The organism is Amycolatopsis albispora (assembly GCF_003312875.1).
Classification (GTDB): domain Bacteria; phylum Actinomycetota; class Actinomycetes; order Mycobacteriales; family Pseudonocardiaceae; genus Amycolatopsis; species Amycolatopsis albispora.
This window is the reverse complement of the sequence record NZ_CP015163.1, coordinates 8,320,914-8,337,088: the sequence shown is the minus strand read 5'-3', so window position 1 is coordinate 8,337,088 and position 16,175 is coordinate 8,320,914. Positions and strand designations below refer to the sequence as shown.

The following is a 16,175-nucleotide window of genomic DNA, read 5'->3' as shown; positions in this document are numbered from 1 at the left end:
TTGACAGTTTTCTCGTGCCAGAGCAGGTCACCGCCAACGCAGGAGATGTCGCCGAATGCAGCCCACCATGCGCCGGAGCGGAAGCGACTGGGACCTGCTCCCCGCCGCCGAGCAGCCGAACTGGCGGAACCACCCCCACTACGAGCGCACGCAGGAGCGGCTTTCGGCGGCCGCACCGCTGGTCACCGAGCCGGAACTGACCGAGGTGCGTGGCGCGCTGGCGGCGGTCGCCGAAGGATCGGCGCGCGTGCTGCAAGCGGGCGACTGCGCCGAAAGCTTCGGTGACGCCACGCTTTCCCGCACGGCCGCGAAGGTCACCGTCCTCAACGAACTCGGCGACCTGCTGGCCAAGAAGGTTTCCCGGCCGGTGGTCCGCTTCGGGCGGATGGCCGGGCAGTACGCGAAACCGCGGTCGAACGCGTTCGAGGTGGTCAACGGGGTCGAGGTGCCGGTGTTCCGCGGGCACCTGGTCAATTCGTTCGAACCGGACCACGCCGGCAGGCAGCACGATCCGCGCCGCATGCTGTGGGCCTACCAGGCCAGCGCCGACGTGCTCGGCGCGCTGCGCACGCACTGGGAATCCGGCCGCAGCGGCCCGTGGACCAGCCACGAGGCACTGGTGCTCGACTACGAACGCCCACTGGTCCGCGCCGGGATCGACGGCGACTACCTCGGCTCCACGCACTTCCCGTGGGTCGGCGAGCGCACGCGGCAGCTCGACCACGCACACGTCCGCCTGCTCGCGTCGGTGACCAATCCGGTCGGCTGCAAGGTCGGCCCGAGCACCGACCCGGAAACCGCGGTACGGCTGTGCGAGCTGCTCGACCCCGGCCGCACGCCCGGCAGGCTGACGCTGATCGTGCGCATGGGCCGGGCGATCGAAACGGCGCTGCCGCCGGTGGTGCGGGCGGTGCGCCGCGCCGGGCATCCCGTGGTGTGGCTGAGCGACCCGATGCACGGCAACACCGTGCGTGCCGAAACTGGGCAGAAGACCAGGTACCTGGCGGACATCATCAACGAGGCCACCGCCTTCGCGCGGATCCTCGATGCGGCCGGCGCGCACCCCGGCGGGCTGCACCTGGAGGTGGCGGCCGAGGACGTGACCGAGTGCGTCGGCGGGCCGGTGGCCGGGGAACGGCAGCTGACCACGCGGTACGAGTCGCTGTGCGACCCCCGGCTGAACCCGGAACAGGCTTTCGAACTGATCGACACCGTTTTCTAGAGCGCGAGCGGGATGGAACATGTCAGAGGAGATCGAACGCGCGGGCACCGACGCCGACGTGGTGATCGTCGGCAACGGCCCGGCAGGCCAGACCCTGTCCATGCTGCTCGCCCAGCGCGGGTGGCGGGTGATCGTGCTGGAGCGGTGGCCGGAGCCGTACCCGTTCCCGCGGGTCAAGGGCTTCGACGGCGAGACCGCGCGCAACTTCGCCGCCGCGGGCATCGGCGACGCACTGCCGGAGATCTACGAGCGGCTCGGCGAGTACGAGTTCCTCAACGCCGACGGGCAGCGGCTGATGCGCTTCGACGTGCCGTTCGAGACCGGGCGTGACGGCTGGCCACCTGCGGTGGTCATCCACCACCCGACGCTGGAGGCGGCGCTGTCCGAGCAGGCCGCGAAGCTGCCCACGCTGAAGGTGCTCACCGGGCACACGGCGATCGGGCTCGCCGACCACGGCGACCACGTGGAGGTCGAGGCGCCGGGCCCGCACGAGGGTTACGACCGGATCACCGCGTCCTGGGTGGTCGGCTGCGACGGGGCGAACAGCTTCGTGCGCGAGCACATCGGGTCGACGAACACCGATCTCGGCTTCAAGCAGGACTGGCTGCTGTGCGACGTGCTGTTCCACGAGCCGCGCGAATTCCACCCGAACGACCGGCAGATCTGCGACCCGCTGCGGCCGACCACCATGGTGGCCAGCGGGCGCGGGCACCGGCGGTGGGAGTTCCGGCGGCTGCCGGGTGAGACGGTGGAGCGGATGAACCGGCCGGAGAACGTGTGGCGGCTGCTCAAGCGGTTCGACGCGACGCCGGAGAACGCGACGCTGTGCCGGCACACCATGTACACCTTCCAGGCGCGGATCGCGGACAAGTGGCGGGAGGGCCGGGTGCTGATCGCCGGGGACGCGGCACACCTGATGCCGCCGTTCGCCGGGCAGGGCATGTGCTCCGGGGTGCGGGACGCGGCGAACCTGGCCTGGAAGCTGGACCTGGTGCTGCGCGGCGTGGCCGGGGACGCGCTGCTCGACGAGTACCCGGCGGAGCGCGATCCCCAGGTGCGGCACGCGATCAACGTGTCGGTGGAGATGGGCAAGATCATCTCGGAACTGGACACGGTCGCCGCGGCGGCGCGGGACGCGCATCTGCTCGGCATGCAGGCGGCGCCTTCGGCGGACGGCTCGTCCTCTGAGGACTCGTCTTCGTTCTACTCGCTGGAGACGGGCGTGGTGCGCCGGAACTCGGCTGGGGAGCCGCTTTCGCCCGCCGGTGAGCTGAGCCCGCAGGGCCGGGTGGCGCGGGGTTCGGCCGCGGGCCTGTTCGACGACGTGGTGGGGCGGGGTTTTGTGCTGATCTCCACGTTCGACCCGTTCTCCGTGCTGGACAGCGACGACCTGGAGTTCCTGGACGACATCGGCGCCCATTTGGTGCGTGTCCTGCCGTCGGACACCTCGCCCTCGGAGGTGAAGCCGCACGAGGTGGTGGACACGGACGACGTGTACCTGCCATGGCTGGCCGGTTCGAAGCAGGTCGGCGCCTTGGTACGGCCGGACTTCTACCTGTTCGGCGGCGCGGTGGACCGGGCGGACCTGTCGGCACTGGTGCGGGAGCTGCGGGCCCACCTGACCGCCCGAGTCCCCGCCTGACCCGTCGAGTCGCCGGCGGCCGCAGCCGCGCTATGAATGTGGCTTTCATTGCGCCAGACGCTATGAAAGCCACATTCATAGCGTCCGGCGACCCCGAGCCGGGCGGTCCGGGGCGGCGGCTCGCTCGTGTCACGAATGTGGCTTTCGGGACGCCAAACGTCTCGAAAGCCACATTCGTGACATCGGCGGGTGCTCGGGAGGCGCCGAGGGTCAGGCGGTGCCGGCGAGGTCCGTGAGCAGGTCGGCTGGTAGGTCCTTCCGGTACTTCACGTTCAGTTTCCGGTACACCCGCGTCAGGTGCTGCTCGATCGTGCTCGGCGTGATGAACAGCTTGCTCGCGATCTCCCGGTTCGTGTACCCCACCGCCGCCAGGGCGGCGACCCGGCGTTCGGCGTCGGTCAGGGCGTCGATGCCCTTGGCCGCCGGGGTCCGCCGCCGCGCGACCTCGGGCTTCGACCGGCTCGGCAGCAGTTCCTCACACAGCTCCACCGCGTCGCAAGCGTTTGCGACGTGCCACGCCCGCCGCGCGACGGTCCACGCGCGACGGTGTTCCCGCAGCGCCTGGTGCGTCCGGCTCAGGTCGGCCAGCGCGAGCGCCAGCTCGTACTGGTCCCCGTGTTCCTCCAAAATGGACACCGCGTCGGCGAGCAGCTGCGGCCGCGTGTGCGGCTGGCTCGTCGCGGCCAGCAGCCGCAGCGCGGTGCCGCGGGTCCGCGAGCCGCCGGGGCCCAGTTTCGCCAGCTGCTCGTTGACCAGCCGACGCGCCTCGTCGCGGTTGCCGTGCCGCAGCCACGCCTCGGCCGCGCTCGTCCGCCACGGCACCAGGCCCGGCACGTCCAGCCCCCAGCTGGTCATCAGCTCCCCGCACGCCAGGAAATCGGCGAGCGCCGCGTAGTGCCGCGAGGTCGCCAGGTAGTGGGTCCCGCGCGCGGCCAGGTAGTGCAGTCCGTGCCGGCTCTGGAACATCGCCTCCGGCACCGGCTGCTCCAGCCGCTTCGCCGCGTCCGCGTGCCTGCCCATCCGGGTCAGCGCGGTGACCAGCGCACCGAGCGGCAGGCCCGCGCCGACGCCCCACCCCGTCGGCGGCAGCAGGTCCAGCGCGGCCTGCGCCTGCTCGACCGCCACCGGCAGCTCACCACGCCGCACCGCGATCTCCGCGCGCGCCGCCGCGTACAACGCCCGGCTGACCGGCGTCCTGGCCTCCGGCAGCAACCGTTCGCAGGCCGTCTGCGCGACCTCCAGCCGGTCCGCGTACACCAGCGCCAGCAACGCGGACATCGCCGTCTCCGGCCCCCACGACACGCTGTCGCTCGGCCGCGCGCCCTCCAGCACCTGCTCCGCGTCGGTGACCGCCTGCTCCCCGGGCCCGGACGCCAGCACCCCGGCCAGCGCCGCGGTCGCCTTCAGCGCGGGCCCGGTGGTCAGGTCGAGCGAGCGCCTGGCCGTGTCGACCGGCACCGGCCCCCGCGACGCCAGCGCCGGGTGCGAGCAGGCCAGCCACAGTTCCATCGCCCGAGCGTCCTCGCCGGCCCGCGAGACCGGGCGATCCGCCTTCTCCACGGCTTCCAGCGCCCGCTTGGCCTCGGTGAACTGGCCGTCCCACAGCAACTGCCGCACCAGCGCCAGCGCGTCCGGCTCGGCGAGCCGGTCTGCCGACGCGGCCAGCGGCGGCAGGCGCCGCGCCGCCGCCGACGGGTTGACCCGCCATTCGGCTCGGGCGAGGCGCGCGGCGATGGCCGCGCGTTCACCGCGCCCCGGGCAGACGCGGTGAGCGAGGTCGAGCAGGCGGACGGCCTCCTCGATCCGCTCGTCCCGCAGCGCGTGGTCGGCTGCCTCGACCAGCACGGGCACGGTCCACGGGCTGTGCGCGTCCTCGGCGTCGAGCAGGTAGGGAGCGACCTCGCCGGCGGACGCACCCTGGTCGTGCCGCAGGCGCGCGGCCGCGAGGCTGCGGGCCCGGCGGTCGTCGGCGGACATGTCGGCCAGCACCGCCGCCCGCGCTTCCGGATGCCGGAACTGACCGTGTTCGAGCAGTTCGGCGGCGTTGAGCAGGTCGATCGCCGAGTCCACCGCCGACACCGGCAACCCGCCCAGCTCAGCGATCATCAGCGTCGTCGACGGCGTCGCGGTGTCCCCCAGCACGGCCAGTGACCGGGCGACGGCCAGCACCTCCGGCTCACACCGGTGCAGGCTGCTCAGCAGGCCCTCGCGGTAACACGGCCCCGGCACCACCTCACCCGGCTGCTCGGGCAGGTCGGCCAGCACCGCGCGGACCAGCAGCGGACTGCCGCCGGTGACCGGGTACAGCTTCGGCGCGAGCCGCCGCGCCCGCCGCCCGCCGAGCTGCTCCGCGGCGAGCGCGGCCACCCCGTCCTCGGTCAGCGGCGGCAGCTCGAGGTGCACGCAACCCTGGCGTGCCAGTTCGTCGTGCAGCGGGGAATGCCCGGACCGCGGACTGTCCACTTCGGTCAGCACCAGCAGGACGTCGGCGGTGTTCAGCCGTCGCAGCAGGTAACCCAGCCAGTGCAGCGATTCGGCGTCGGCGTGCTGCACGTCGTCGACGGTGACCAGGACCGGCGCCCGGTCGAGCAGGATCCGGCACAGCGTATGCCGCACCCTGGCCAGTTCCCGCGCACTGACCTCACCCGCCCCGATTTCCAGGACGCGGCGGAGGCGGTCGGCGGTGTCCGGCGGCAGGTCCAGGCCGCGGAACAACTGGTGCACCACACCGAACGGCAGCGCGCTTTCCTCGCGCGTGCACGACGCCCCGCAGTGCGGCCGCCCGGCCGCGGCGGCCAGCGCGGTCAGCAGCTCCGTCTTGCCGGTGGCGACCGGCCCGGTGAGCCGCACCACGTGCCCGCCCGCGCCGAGCAGTCCGGTCAGGCGCGCCCACTGGGCTTCGCGCTCGACCAGCCCAGCGGGGAGTCCGGCGCCGCAGTCGGCCATACCGCGCACTCCTCGTGTCAGTACTCCGCCAACTGCACTGAATCATGTATTCTCCCTGCACACCCCCGGTACTAGGGGTTTTCCTCGAGTTGCCGTGAGCCCCAGGACAACGGCTCCGGCGGTGCGTCATGCTCCCGGTCATGGCGTCCGAGAAGCCAAGTCAGCGCCCCATCCTGTTTGTCAGCTACTCCGAAAGCGGACTGCTGAACCCGATGCTCGTGCTGGCCGAGGAGCTTTCCCGGCGCGGCGTCCCGAACCTCTGGTTCGCCACCGACGAGAACCGCCGGTCGGCCGTCGAGGGCCTGAACGCGGGCTCTCCGGTCGAATTCTTCTCGCTCGGCGACCCGATCCCCGAACTGTCCTCGACCACCTGGGACGACGAGACCTACCGCCTGGTCACCCAGAAGTCGAAGTTCAAGGCGCGCCGCGCGGTCATCGAGCAGACCGACAAGCCGCGGCTGCGCGTGCCGAAGTACCGCAAGCTCGAAGAGGCCGTGGAGAAGATCGACCCGGCGCTGCTGGTGGTCGAGAGCATGTGCCGCTTCGGCATCGAACTGGCCATCACCAAGCGGATCCCGTACGTGCTGAGCGTGCCGTTCGTGCCGAGCAACGTGCTCACCTCGTACGTGCCGATCGGGAAGTCCTACACCCCCAAGGGCTTCCCGATCCCGCATTCCGGCCTGCCGTTCAACGGCACGTTCGCGCAGCGCGTGCGGAACAAGCTGTTCGGCTGGCGCACGCTGACCATGGCGATGTCGAAAGACATGAAGGCACGCCAAGCCGAAGACGCCAAGGTCCGCGAAGAACTCGGCATCGCGCCGGAGGCGTTCGGCCAGTTCGCCCGCGTGGAGAAGTCGGAACTGGTGCTGTGCAACACCATTCCCGAACTGGACTACCCGTTCGAGCTGCCGGAGAAGGTGCGCGCGGTCGGCGCGATGGTGCCACCGCTGCCGGAATCCGACGACACCGAGCTGGCGGACTGGTTGTCGGCCCAGGATTCGGTGATCTACATGGGCTTCGGCACCATCACCCGGCTCACCGCCGAGCAGGTCGGTGCCCTGGTCGAGGTGGCGAGACGGCTCGACGGCCGGCACCAGGTGCTCTGGAAACTACCCGCGGAGCAGCAGAAGTGGCTGCCGCCCGCCGACCAGTTGCCCGGCAACCTGCGGATCGAGAACTGGGTACCGTCGCAGCTCGACGTGCTCGCGCACCCGAACGTGAAGCTGTTCTTCTCACACGGCGGCGGCAACGCCTACAACGAAGGTGTCTACTTCGGAAAGCCGCAGGTGATGCGGCCGCTGTGGGTGGACTGCTACGACCAGGCCGTGCGCGGCGAGTCCTTCGGCATCAGCCTGACCCTGGACCGGCCGCGGGACATGGACGTCGGCGACGTGGTGGACAAGCTGACGAGGGTGCTGGGCGACAGCTCCTTCCGCACGCGCGCCGAGCGGCTTTCCCGGTTGCAGCGCGAAGCGGGCGGCCGCGAGAAGGCCGCCGACCTGATCCTCGGCCTCCCGGCGATGGCGAAGGACTGAACCGACGATGGGCTACAAGTACCCGGTTTCCCAGCCCTGGCTGGAAGGTCGTGAGCTGGAGTACGTGACCAAGGCGGTCACCGGCAACTGGATCTCCTCGCAGGGCCCGTACGTCCGGCAGTTCGAAGAGGCGTTCGCCGCCTACAACGGGGTCGCCCGCGGGGTGGCCTGCTCGTCCGGCACCACCGCGCTGACGCTCGCGCTGCGCGCGCTCGGGGTCGGCCCCGGCGACGAGGTGCTGGTGCCGGAGTTCACCATGATCGCCAGCGCGTGGGCGGTCACCTATCTGGGCGCCACCCCGGTTTTTGTCGACTGCGGTGACGACCTGAACATGGACCCGGCGCTGATCGAAGCCAAGGTCACCCCGCGCACCAAGGTGATCATGCCGGTGCACGTCTACGGCAGGCGCTGCGACATGGACGCGATCATGGCCATCGCGTTCGAGTACGGCCTGCGGGTGGTCGAGGACTCCGCCGAGGCACACGGCGTGAAGCCGGTCGGTGACATCGCCTGCTACTCGCTGTTCGCGAACAAGATCATCACCTCCGGTGAGGGCGGCATCTGCCTGACCGGTGACCACCGGCTGGCCGACCAGATCGCGCACCTGCGCGGCATGGCGTTCAGCAAGGAGCACAACTTCCTGCACAAGAAGCTGGCCTACAACTTCCGCCTCACCAATCTCCAGGCCGCCGTCGCGCTGGCGCAGGTGGAGCGGCTGGACGAGATCCTCGAACGGCGCGCCGCGATCGACAAGCACTACACCGCCGGGCTGGAGGGCATCAGCGGCATCACGCTGATGCCGCCGCGTGACGTGCTGTGGATGTACGACCTGCTGGCGGACCGGCGCGACGAGCTGATGGCGTACCTCGCCGAAGAGGGCATCGAGACGCGGTACTTCTTCAAGCCGATGAGCCGCCAGCCGGGTTATCTCGCCGACGGCTGGGAGAAGCTGAACGCCAACCGCTTCGCCGAGACCGGCCTGTACCTGCCGACCTACACCCAACTGACCGAGCCGGACCAGGACTTCATCATCGGGAAGATCCGCGGGTTCTACGGGGAAGAGTGACCATGTCGAGTGTCGAACAGCCGCTGGTCCCGTTCATGCTGCGGCGGCCGGGGCAGCCGTTCCCGCCCAACGAGTACGCGCAGTTCCGGAAGCTGGACGGGCTGGTCAAGGCCTCGCTGCCGACCGGTGGCTCGGTCTGGCTGGTGACCAGGCACGAGGACGTGCGCAAGGTCCTGACCGAGCCGAAGATCAGCTCCAACCCGTCGCGCGAGGGCTTTCCCCGGCCCGGCCGGACCGGCGGCGCGCCGTCGGCGCACGAAGTGCCCGGCTGGTTCGTCTCGCTCGACCCGCCGGAGCACACCCGGTTCCGCAAGGCGCTGATCCCGGAGTTCACCGTGCGCCGCATCAAGGAGATGCGCGAGGCGGTTGAGTCCATTGTCGACGGTGTGCTGGACCGCATGCTGGCCAAGGGGAACTCGGCCGACCTGGTGGCCGACTTCGCGCTGCCGGTGCCGTCGCTGGTGATCTCGTCGCTGCTCGGGGTGCCCAAAGTGGACCGCGACTTCTTCGAGTCGAAGACGCAGATCCTGGTCACCATCAGCTCCAGCGACGAAGAGCGCGACGACGCCAGCCAGCAGATCCTGCGTTACCTCAACCGGCTCATTTCGCTGCGGACGAAGCGCCCCGGCGACGACCTGATCAGCAGGCTGGTCTCGGCGGGCACGCTCGACCCGGCGGAGATCTCCGGGGTCGCGATGCTGCTGCTGATCGCCGGGCACGAAACCACCGCGAACAACATCGCGCTCGGCGCGATGACGCTGATCGACAATCCACAGTGGATCGGCGACGAGCGGGTGGTCGAGGAACTGCTGCGCTACTACTCGGTGGCCGACATGGTGGCGCTGCGCGTGGCGGTGGAGGACGTGGAGATCGGTGGTCAGCTGATCAGGGCCGGTGAGGGCATCGTGCCGCTGGTCGCCGGGGCCAACCACGACGAGACGATGTTCGAGCGGCCGGGCGAGTTCGACCCCGGCCGGTCGGCGCAGCACCACGTGGCCTTCGGTTACGGGGTGCACCAGTGCCTTGGCCAGAACCTGGTCCGGGTGGAGATGGACGTGGCCTACCGCAAGCTGTTCGAGCGCGTGCCGGCGCTCAAGGTGGCCGAGGCTCCCGAAGGCCTGCCCTACAAATACGACGGTGTGCTGTTCGGGCTGCATGCCCTGCCCGTTTGCTGGTAGGAGACTGGGGAATGACAACTTCGCAGGACGAGCTGCCGTCGCTGGCGACGGAGCGGGAAGGCCTGCTGCGGCTGCGGCCGAGCACCCTGCTTCAGGAATTGCAGGAGCAGGCGCCGATCTGCCGCGTGCGCACGCCCGCCGGGGACGAGGCGTGGCTGGTGACGCGTTACGCCGAGGTCAAGCAGCTGCTGATGGACGAGCGCATCGGGCGTTCGCACCTGGACCCGGCGTCGGCGCCGCGGTACGTGGACAACCCGTTGCTGGACATGCTGATCATCCCGGACCACGAAGCGGCGCGTGACGCGCACAAGCAGGCGCGGGCGTGGCTGGCACCCAACTTCACCGCCCGCCGCGTGCTCAACCTGAAGCCGCGGGTCGAAGAGATCGCGGCGTCCACATTGGATTCTTTTGTCGAGTCGGGCCCACCGGCGGACCTGCACGGGGGATTTTCCTTCCCGTTCGCGCTGCTGGTGCTGTGCGAGCTGATCGGCGTGCCGCTGGAGGAACGCGACCGGATCCTGGAGCCGCTGCAGCAGATGGGCGGCGTGGACGACCGGGACGGCGCCGAGGGCGGGATGGGCGCGATCTTCGCCTATGCCGCGGAACTCGGCGCGCGCAAGCGGGAGAATCCCGGTGAGGACGTCATTTCGCGGATGGTGCAGAACGGCGCCACCGACGAGCAGGTGGGCCCGATCGCGGCGAACCTTTTGTTCGCCGGGCTGGAGAGCGTCGCGTCGCACATCGACCTCGGGGTCGCGCTGCTGTCGGCGAACCCGGACCAGCGCGACGCGGCGCTGTCCGACCAGGGCAAGCTGGCCACCGCCGTCGAAGAGGTCCTGCGCGCGGCGAAGGCCGGTGGCTCGGCGCTGCCGCGGTATGCCAGCGAGGACATCGAGGTCGGCGGGGTCACCATCCGCGCCGGCGACCTGGTGCTGATCGACTTCACCCTGGCGAACTTCGACAGCCAGGCCTTCGACGACCCGTCACGCTTCGACGTGACACGCACGCCGAACGCGCACCTGACCTTCGCGCACGGCATCTGGCACTGCATCGGCGCGCCGCTGGCGCGGGTGCAGCTGCAGGTGGCCTACTCGGCGCTGTTCACGCGCCTGCCCGGACTGCGGCTGGCGGTCCCGGTCGAAGAACTGCAAATGCGCGGGGGCGGCCTGGCGGACGGCCTCGGCGGCCTCCCCGTCACCTGGTAATCGCCGCACCAGGCAAGTGTCACGAATGTGGCTTTCGAGACGTTTGGCTTCTCGAAAGCCACATTCGTGACATCGGGGCCGCCGCGGCCGGGGGTGGCGCAAGTCGGTTCGGTGCGACCCACCACCGAGAACACGAATGTGGCTTTCGGGGCGAAATCCGCTCCGAAAGCCACATTCGTGTCCAGACCCTACAAGGTCGCCAGCCAGTCTTCGATGACGTCGGCGGTCAGGTGGGACGACTCCTTCACCATGGCCATGTGGTCCGCCTCGATCATGCGGACCTCGGTCGTCGGGATCGGCACCTCCGTCATCGCCGTCTCCAGTTCGGTGCCGTCGACCTCCACCGCGCATCGGATGAGCAGTTTCGGCGCCTCCGGGTGCAGCCCGATGTCGGTCATCTTCATGAACCAGTGCGCCATCGCCGACAGCCGGGCGCTGTTCATCTTCACCGCCGGCGAATCCATGGTGTTGAAGTAGTTGTTCGACACCGCGTCGAAGTTGATGCCCTCGTTGCTGTCGTAGCGCAGGCTGAGCGTGTCCAGCAGGATCACCGACTCCGGGCTCACGCCCCAGGTCTGCTCCAGCACCGCCGCCGCGAAGTAGGCCAGCGTGCCCCCGGTCGAGTGCCCGACCAGCACGAACGGTTCACCGTCGCTGGCCTCCAGCACGCTCTCCGCGACCACGCGCGCCGCGGCTTCGGTGGTCGCGGGCAGGCTCTCCCCCGGCGCGAAACCGACCAGCGGCAGCGCCGAGACGTGCCGCTTGCCCCGCAGGTGCGCGGCGATCCGCGCGTACATGTGCACCCCGGCGCTCGCGCCCGGCGCGCTGATGCAGATCAGCCGCGGGTTCGACGAGCCTTCCGCCAGCGTCACCGCGGCAGGCAGTTCCTCCAGCTCGGCCGGGGTGTCGAAGGTCGGCCGCAGCTGCGCCACGTACTTCAGCATCCGCAGCCCTTCGACCGCCTTGCCCTCGTTCACCGCCTTCATGAACAGGCCCTGCACGGTGTCGTTCGGGTCCACCAGCTGCTGCGCGCCACCCGAAACCGCCGAGGAACGCTCGGCGGGCAGCTCGGTTTGCAGCCACTCCGCCAGTTTCGACGGCGTCTTGTTGTCGAACACCACCGAACTCGGCAGCTTCATGCCCAGCAGCTCGGACAGCTGGTTCCGCAGTTCCACCGCGATCAGCGAGTCGAAGCCCAGCTCGAGGAAGTCGCGTTCCGGGTCGACCTCACCGGCGTCGCTGTGCCCCAGCAGCACCGCCGAGGTCTGCACCACCAGCTCCTGCAGCGCGTCCCGCTGCCCGGCCGGGTCCATGCCGCGCAACCGGTCGAGCACGGTGACCGACGCCTTCTCCGCCGCCGCGGGCACCGGGTCCCCGAGCAGGCCGCGGAACAGCGGGGCCGCGCCGCCCTGCGAGCGCTGGCCTTCCTCGTTGAAGTGCATCGGCACGACAAACGCGTCGTCACGCGCGATCGCCGCCTCGAACAGTGCCATGCCCTGGTCCGGCGTCAGCGGCGGCATGCCGGAGCGCATGATCCGCTCCATCGCGGCCTGGCTCAGCCCGCTGGTCATCCCGCTTTCCTGCGCCCACGGACCCCACGCGAGCGAGGTCGCGGCCAGGCCGAGGCCGCGCCGGTGCTCGGCCAGCGCGTCCAGGAAGGCGTTCGCGGCGGCGTAGTTGCCCTGCCCGACCGCGCCGGTCACCGACGAGACCGACGAATACAGCGCGAACACCGGCAGGTCCATCGAGCGCGTTGCCTCGTGCAGGTTCCAGGCGGCGTCCACCTTCGGCCGCAGCACGGCGTCGAGCCGCTCCTGGGTGAGCGAGCCGACCAGGCCGTCGTCGAGCACACCGGCCGCGTGGATCACCGCGGTCAGCGGGTGCTCGGCCGGGATCGACTCCAGCGTTTCCGCCAAGGCCGCCGCATCCGCGACATCGCAGGCGGCCACCGTCACCGACGCGCCCAGCTCGGACAGCTCCGCCTTCAGCTCGGCCGCACCCGGCGACTGCGGGCCGCCCCGCGAAGCCAGCACCAGGTGCCGCACCCCGCGCTCGGCGACCAGGTGCCGCGCGAGCACCTTGCCCAGTCCGCCGGTGCCACCGGTCAGCAGCACCGTGCCCTCGGGGTCGAGTGCACGCGGCGCCGGGCTCTCCTCCGCCAGCCTGGCCAGCCGCGCCACGCGGATGCTTCCCTTGCGCAGCACCACCTGCGGCTCGTCCCAGGACAGCAGCGCGGGCAGCACCGCCGGTGAGGTTTCGGTGTCGTCGAGGTCGACCAGCAGGAAGCGCCCGGGGTTTTCCGACTGCGCCGACCGCACCAGCCCGCAGGCCGCGGCCGCGCCGACGTCGGTCACCTGCTCACCGGGCAGCGCGACCGCGCCACTGGTGACAAACACCAGCTTCGAGTTCGCGAACCGCTGGTCCGCCAGGCTTTCCTGGATCAGGTTCAGCACGCGCCCGGTCAGCTCGTGCACCGACGCCGGTCCGTCCGCCTCCAGCCGCCCGGCCACCGACACCAGGAACACGTCCGGCACCAGACCGCCGTCGACCAGCGTGCCGGTCAGCGTCTCCCCGTAGGCGGTGATCGTCTCGCCCGCGCCGTACATCTTGTGCGCCATGTCGAACTCGTCCGCGCCGATCACCGCCCACCGCGCACCACCGGCCGGGGTCAGCTCGGCCGAGGCCGGGGTCCAGTCCAGGTGGAACAGTTCCGGGCGGCCGCTGGGCAGCTGCGCCGGGCCGGTCTCCGGGCGGGCGCCGCCGGTCGGCCAGAAGCGCTGGTGTTGGAAGGCGTACGTCGGCAGGTCGATCCGCTTCGCGCCCATGCCGGTGAAATAGGCGGGCCAGTCGAGCCGGACCCCGCTCACGTGCAGGCGGGCCAGCGCGGTCAGCAGCGACTTCTCCTCGGGCCGGTCCTTGCGCAGGGCCGGGACCACCGCCACCGGCCGGGGCGCGTCCTCCAGGCTTTCCTGCGCCAGCGCGGAAAGCACGCCGTCGGGACCGAGTTCGAGGAACGCGCCGACGCCGTTCGAGACCAGGGTGCCCACCGCGTCGGCGAAGCGCACGGCGTCACGGACGTGCTGCACCCAGTACTCCGGCGAGGCTACGTCACCGCTGGTCACCACCGGGATTTCCGGTTCGGCGAAGGAAAGCCCGGAGACCACCGCGCGGAAGTCGTCCAGCATCGGGTCCATCAGCGGTGAGTGGAAGGCGTGCGAGACGTGGAGCTTGCTCGTCTTGCGGCCCTCGCCTTCGAACTTCGACGCGATGGCGGCGAGGGCATCTTCGTCACCGGACACCACCACCGAGGACGGCCCATTCACCGCGGCGAGCGACACGGTGTCGGTCAGCAGCGGGGTGACTTCTTCCTCGGTGGCCTTGATCGCCACCATGGCACCGCCGGTCGGCAGAGCCTGCATCAGGCGGGCGCGGGCGCTGACCAGCGTGCACGCGTCCTCCAGGCTGAGCACCCCGGCCACGTGCGCGGCGGCGATCTCACCGATCGAATGCCCGGCCAGGTAGTCCGGCTTGACGCCCCACGACTCCACCAGCCGGAACAACGCCACCTCGACGGCGAACAACGCGGGCTGCGCGTTCCCCGTCTGGTTCAGCGCATCGGCATCCTCGCCCCACATGACCTCGCGGACATCGAGGTGCGCCAGCACTTCGTCCAAAGCAGACGCGAAGACCGGGAACCGGTCGTACAGCTCCCGGCCCATGCCCAGCCGTTGCGCGCCCTGGCCGGTGAACAACACGGCCAGCGAGCGGTGTGAAGCCGTGCCCCTGGCGAGTTCGGTGTCACCGACCAGCACCGCCCGGTGCTCGAACTGCGAGCGCGTGGTGGCCAGCGAGTAACCGACGTCAACCGCGGAGAAGTCCGAAAGTTCCCGGATGCGCGAGATCTGGGCGTCCAGCGCGGCCTCGGACTTGCCGGAGATCAGCAGTGGCACCAGGTCCGTGCGCACGGTCGCCGGTTCGGTGGTCACCTCGGCGGGCGGCGCCTGCTCCAGGATCACGTGGGCGTTCGTGCCGCTGACCCCGAACGACGACACCCCCGCACGCCGCACGCGACCAGCCTCCGGCCACGGCGTCGGCTCGTCGAGCAGCCGAACTTTCCCCGCCGACCAGTCCACATGGGACGAAGGCGCGGTGACGTGCAGGGTTTTCGGCAGCGTGTCGTGCCGCAGCGCCTGCACCATCTTGATCACGCCGGCGACACCCGCCGCCGCCTGCGTGTGGCCCAGGTTCGACTTCACCGCGCCCAGCAGCAGCGGGCGCTCGCGGTCCTGGCCGTAGGTGGCCAGCAGGGCCTGCGCCTCGATCGGGTCACCGAGCGTGGTCCCGGTGCCGTGCGCCTCGACAGCGTCCACATCGGACGAAGACAGCCCGGCGCTGGCGAGCGCGGCCCGGATCACCGCACGCTGGGACGGCCCGTTCGGCGCGGACAGCCCGTTGGAGGCGCCGTCCTGGTTCACCGCCGAACCGCGGACCACGGCCAGCACGGGATGCCCGTTGCGCTGCGCGTCGGACAGCTTTTCCAGCAGCAGCACGCCGATGCCCTCGGACCAGCCGGTCCCGTCGGCGCTGTCCGAAAAGGCCTTGCAGCGCCCGTCCGGCGCGAGCCCGCCCTGGCGGGTGAACCCGGCGAAGTTCGACGACGTGGTCATCACGGTGACGCCACCGGCCAGCGCCAGCGAGCATTCCCCGCTGCGCAGCGCGTGCCCGGCCAGGTGCATCGCCACCAGCGAGGACGAGCACGCGGTGTCCACGGTGACCGCCGGGCCCTCGAGCCCGAAGGTGTAGGACAGCCGCCCGGAGATCACGCTGGCCGAGGTGCCCATGCCGGCGTGGCCCTCGACGTCCTCCTGCGACGCGATCAGCACGTGCCCGTAGTCCTGGCCGTTCGTGCCGGCGAACACGCCGGTCCGGCTGCCGCGCAGCGAAACGGGGTCGATGCCCGCGCGCTCGATCGCCTCCCACGAGACCTCCAGCAGGAGCCGCTGCTGCGGGTCCATCGCCAGCGCCTCACGCGGTGAGATGCCGAAGAAGCCGGGATCGAACTCGGCGGCGTCGTAGAGGAAACCGCCCTGCAGCGTGGCGCTCTGGCCCTGGCCGTCCCCGGCGAGCACGCTGAGGTCCCAGCCGCGGTCGGTCGGGAAGCCGCCGATCGCGTCGGTGCCCTCGCTCAGCAGCGCCCACAGGTCCTCCGGCGAGGACACCCCGCCGGGGAAGCGGCAGGCCATGCCGATCACCGCGATCGGTTCGTGCCTGCCGGCCTCCGCCTCCTCGAGGCGCCGCCGGGTCTCGTGCAGATCGGCGGTGACCCACTTCAGGTATTCAACGAGCTTCTCTTCGTCGGGCATCGTCGGAAAACCTCTCCT

Annotated in this window: 8 protein-coding genes; 6 read left to right on the top strand and 2 right to left on the bottom strand. The window is 70.7% G+C overall.

The features are described 5' to 3' along the window. The first annotated feature begins 67 nt into the window (after window positions 1-67). Both A4R43_RS39020 and mhpA read left to right on the top strand, forming a co-directional pair. Window positions 68-1,222, top strand: coding sequence for a 3-deoxy-7-phosphoheptulonate synthase (locus A4R43_RS39020; protein WP_205215159.1), 1,155 nt, complete (start codon window positions 68-70; stop codon window positions 1,220-1,222). Between the two features lie 19 nt (window positions 1,223-1,241). Further along, window positions 1,242-2,864: a bifunctional 3-(3-hydroxy-phenyl)propionate/3-hydroxycinnamic acid hydroxylase MhpA gene (gene mhpA / locus A4R43_RS39015; protein WP_113696683.1), complete on the top strand. Its 1,623-nt coding sequence runs from the start codon at window positions 1,242-1,244 to the stop codon at window positions 2,862-2,864. A gap of 210 nt (window positions 2,865-3,074) precedes the next feature. On the opposite strand, the gene A4R43_RS39010 is transcribed toward mhpA, so the two are convergent. Then, complete coding sequence (locus tag A4R43_RS39010; RefSeq protein WP_113696682.1) at window positions 3,075-5,810, bottom strand: helix-turn-helix transcriptional regulator; 2,736 nt, start codon at window positions 5,808-5,810, stop codon at window positions 3,075-3,077. A gap of 140 nt (window positions 5,811-5,950) precedes the next feature. Here A4R43_RS39010 and A4R43_RS39005 point away from each other — a divergent pair, with 140 nt between their 5' ends. From A4R43_RS39005 to A4R43_RS38990, 4 genes are read left to right on the top strand one after another with little or no spacing between them, the layout of a single operon-like run. Next, window positions 5,951-7,345: a glycosyltransferase gene (locus tag A4R43_RS39005; protein ID WP_113698175.1), complete on the top strand. Its 1,395-nt coding sequence runs from the start codon at window positions 5,951-5,953 to the stop codon at window positions 7,343-7,345. Window positions 7,346-7,352: 7 nt separating this feature from the next. After that, entirely contained in the window at window positions 7,353-8,411 is a 1,059-nt protein-coding gene (locus A4R43_RS39000) for a DegT/DnrJ/EryC1/StrS family aminotransferase (RefSeq protein WP_113696681.1), read from the top strand. 2 nt (window positions 8,412-8,413) lie between these two features. Continuing rightward, a complete protein-coding gene (locus A4R43_RS38995) occupies window positions 8,414-9,589 on the top strand; it encodes a cytochrome P450 (protein ID WP_113696680.1) in 1,176 nt (391 codons plus the stop codon). A gap of 11 nt (window positions 9,590-9,600) precedes the next feature. Then, complete coding sequence (locus A4R43_RS38990) at window positions 9,601-10,794, top strand: cytochrome P450 (protein WP_113696679.1); 1,194 nt, start codon at window positions 9,601-9,603, stop codon at window positions 10,792-10,794. A 188-nt stretch (window positions 10,795-10,982) separates the two neighbouring features. On the opposite strand, the gene A4R43_RS38985 is transcribed toward A4R43_RS38990, so the two are convergent. After that, on the bottom strand, window positions 10,983-16,157 hold the full coding sequence (locus tag A4R43_RS38985) for an SDR family NAD(P)-dependent oxidoreductase (protein WP_113696678.1): 5,175 nt from the start codon (window positions 16,155-16,157) through the stop codon (window positions 10,983-10,985). Window positions 16,158-16,175: the final 18 nt, after the last annotated feature.

Bases quoted from the DNA above. Each gene is read 5' to 3' on its own strand.
- mhpA (WP_113696683.1), top strand. From the start codon at position 1,242: ATGTCAGAGGAGATCGAACGCGCGGGCACCGACGCCGACGTGGTGATC.
- A4R43_RS39010 (WP_113696682.1), bottom strand. From the start codon at position 5,810: ATGGCCGACTGCGGCGCCGGACTCCCCGCTGGGCTGGTCGAGCGCGAA.
- A4R43_RS39005 (WP_113698175.1), top strand. From the start codon at position 5,951: ATGGCGTCCGAGAAGCCAAGTCAGCGCCCCATCCTGTTTGTCAGCTAC.
- A4R43_RS39020 (WP_205215159.1), top strand. From the start codon at position 68: ATGCGCCGGAGCGGAAGCGACTGGGACCTGCTCCCCGCCGCCGAGCAG.
- A4R43_RS39000 (WP_113696681.1), top strand. From the start codon at position 7,353: ATGGGCTACAAGTACCCGGTTTCCCAGCCCTGGCTGGAAGGTCGTGAG.
- A4R43_RS38990 (WP_113696679.1), top strand. From the start codon at position 9,601: ATGACAACTTCGCAGGACGAGCTGCCGTCGCTGGCGACGGAGCGGGAA.
- A4R43_RS38995 (WP_113696680.1), top strand. From the start codon at position 8,414: ATGTCGAGTGTCGAACAGCCGCTGGTCCCGTTCATGCTGCGGCGGCCG.
- A4R43_RS38985 (WP_113696678.1), bottom strand. From the start codon at position 16,157: ATGCCCGACGAAGAGAAGCTCGTTGAATACCTGAAGTGGGTCACCGCC.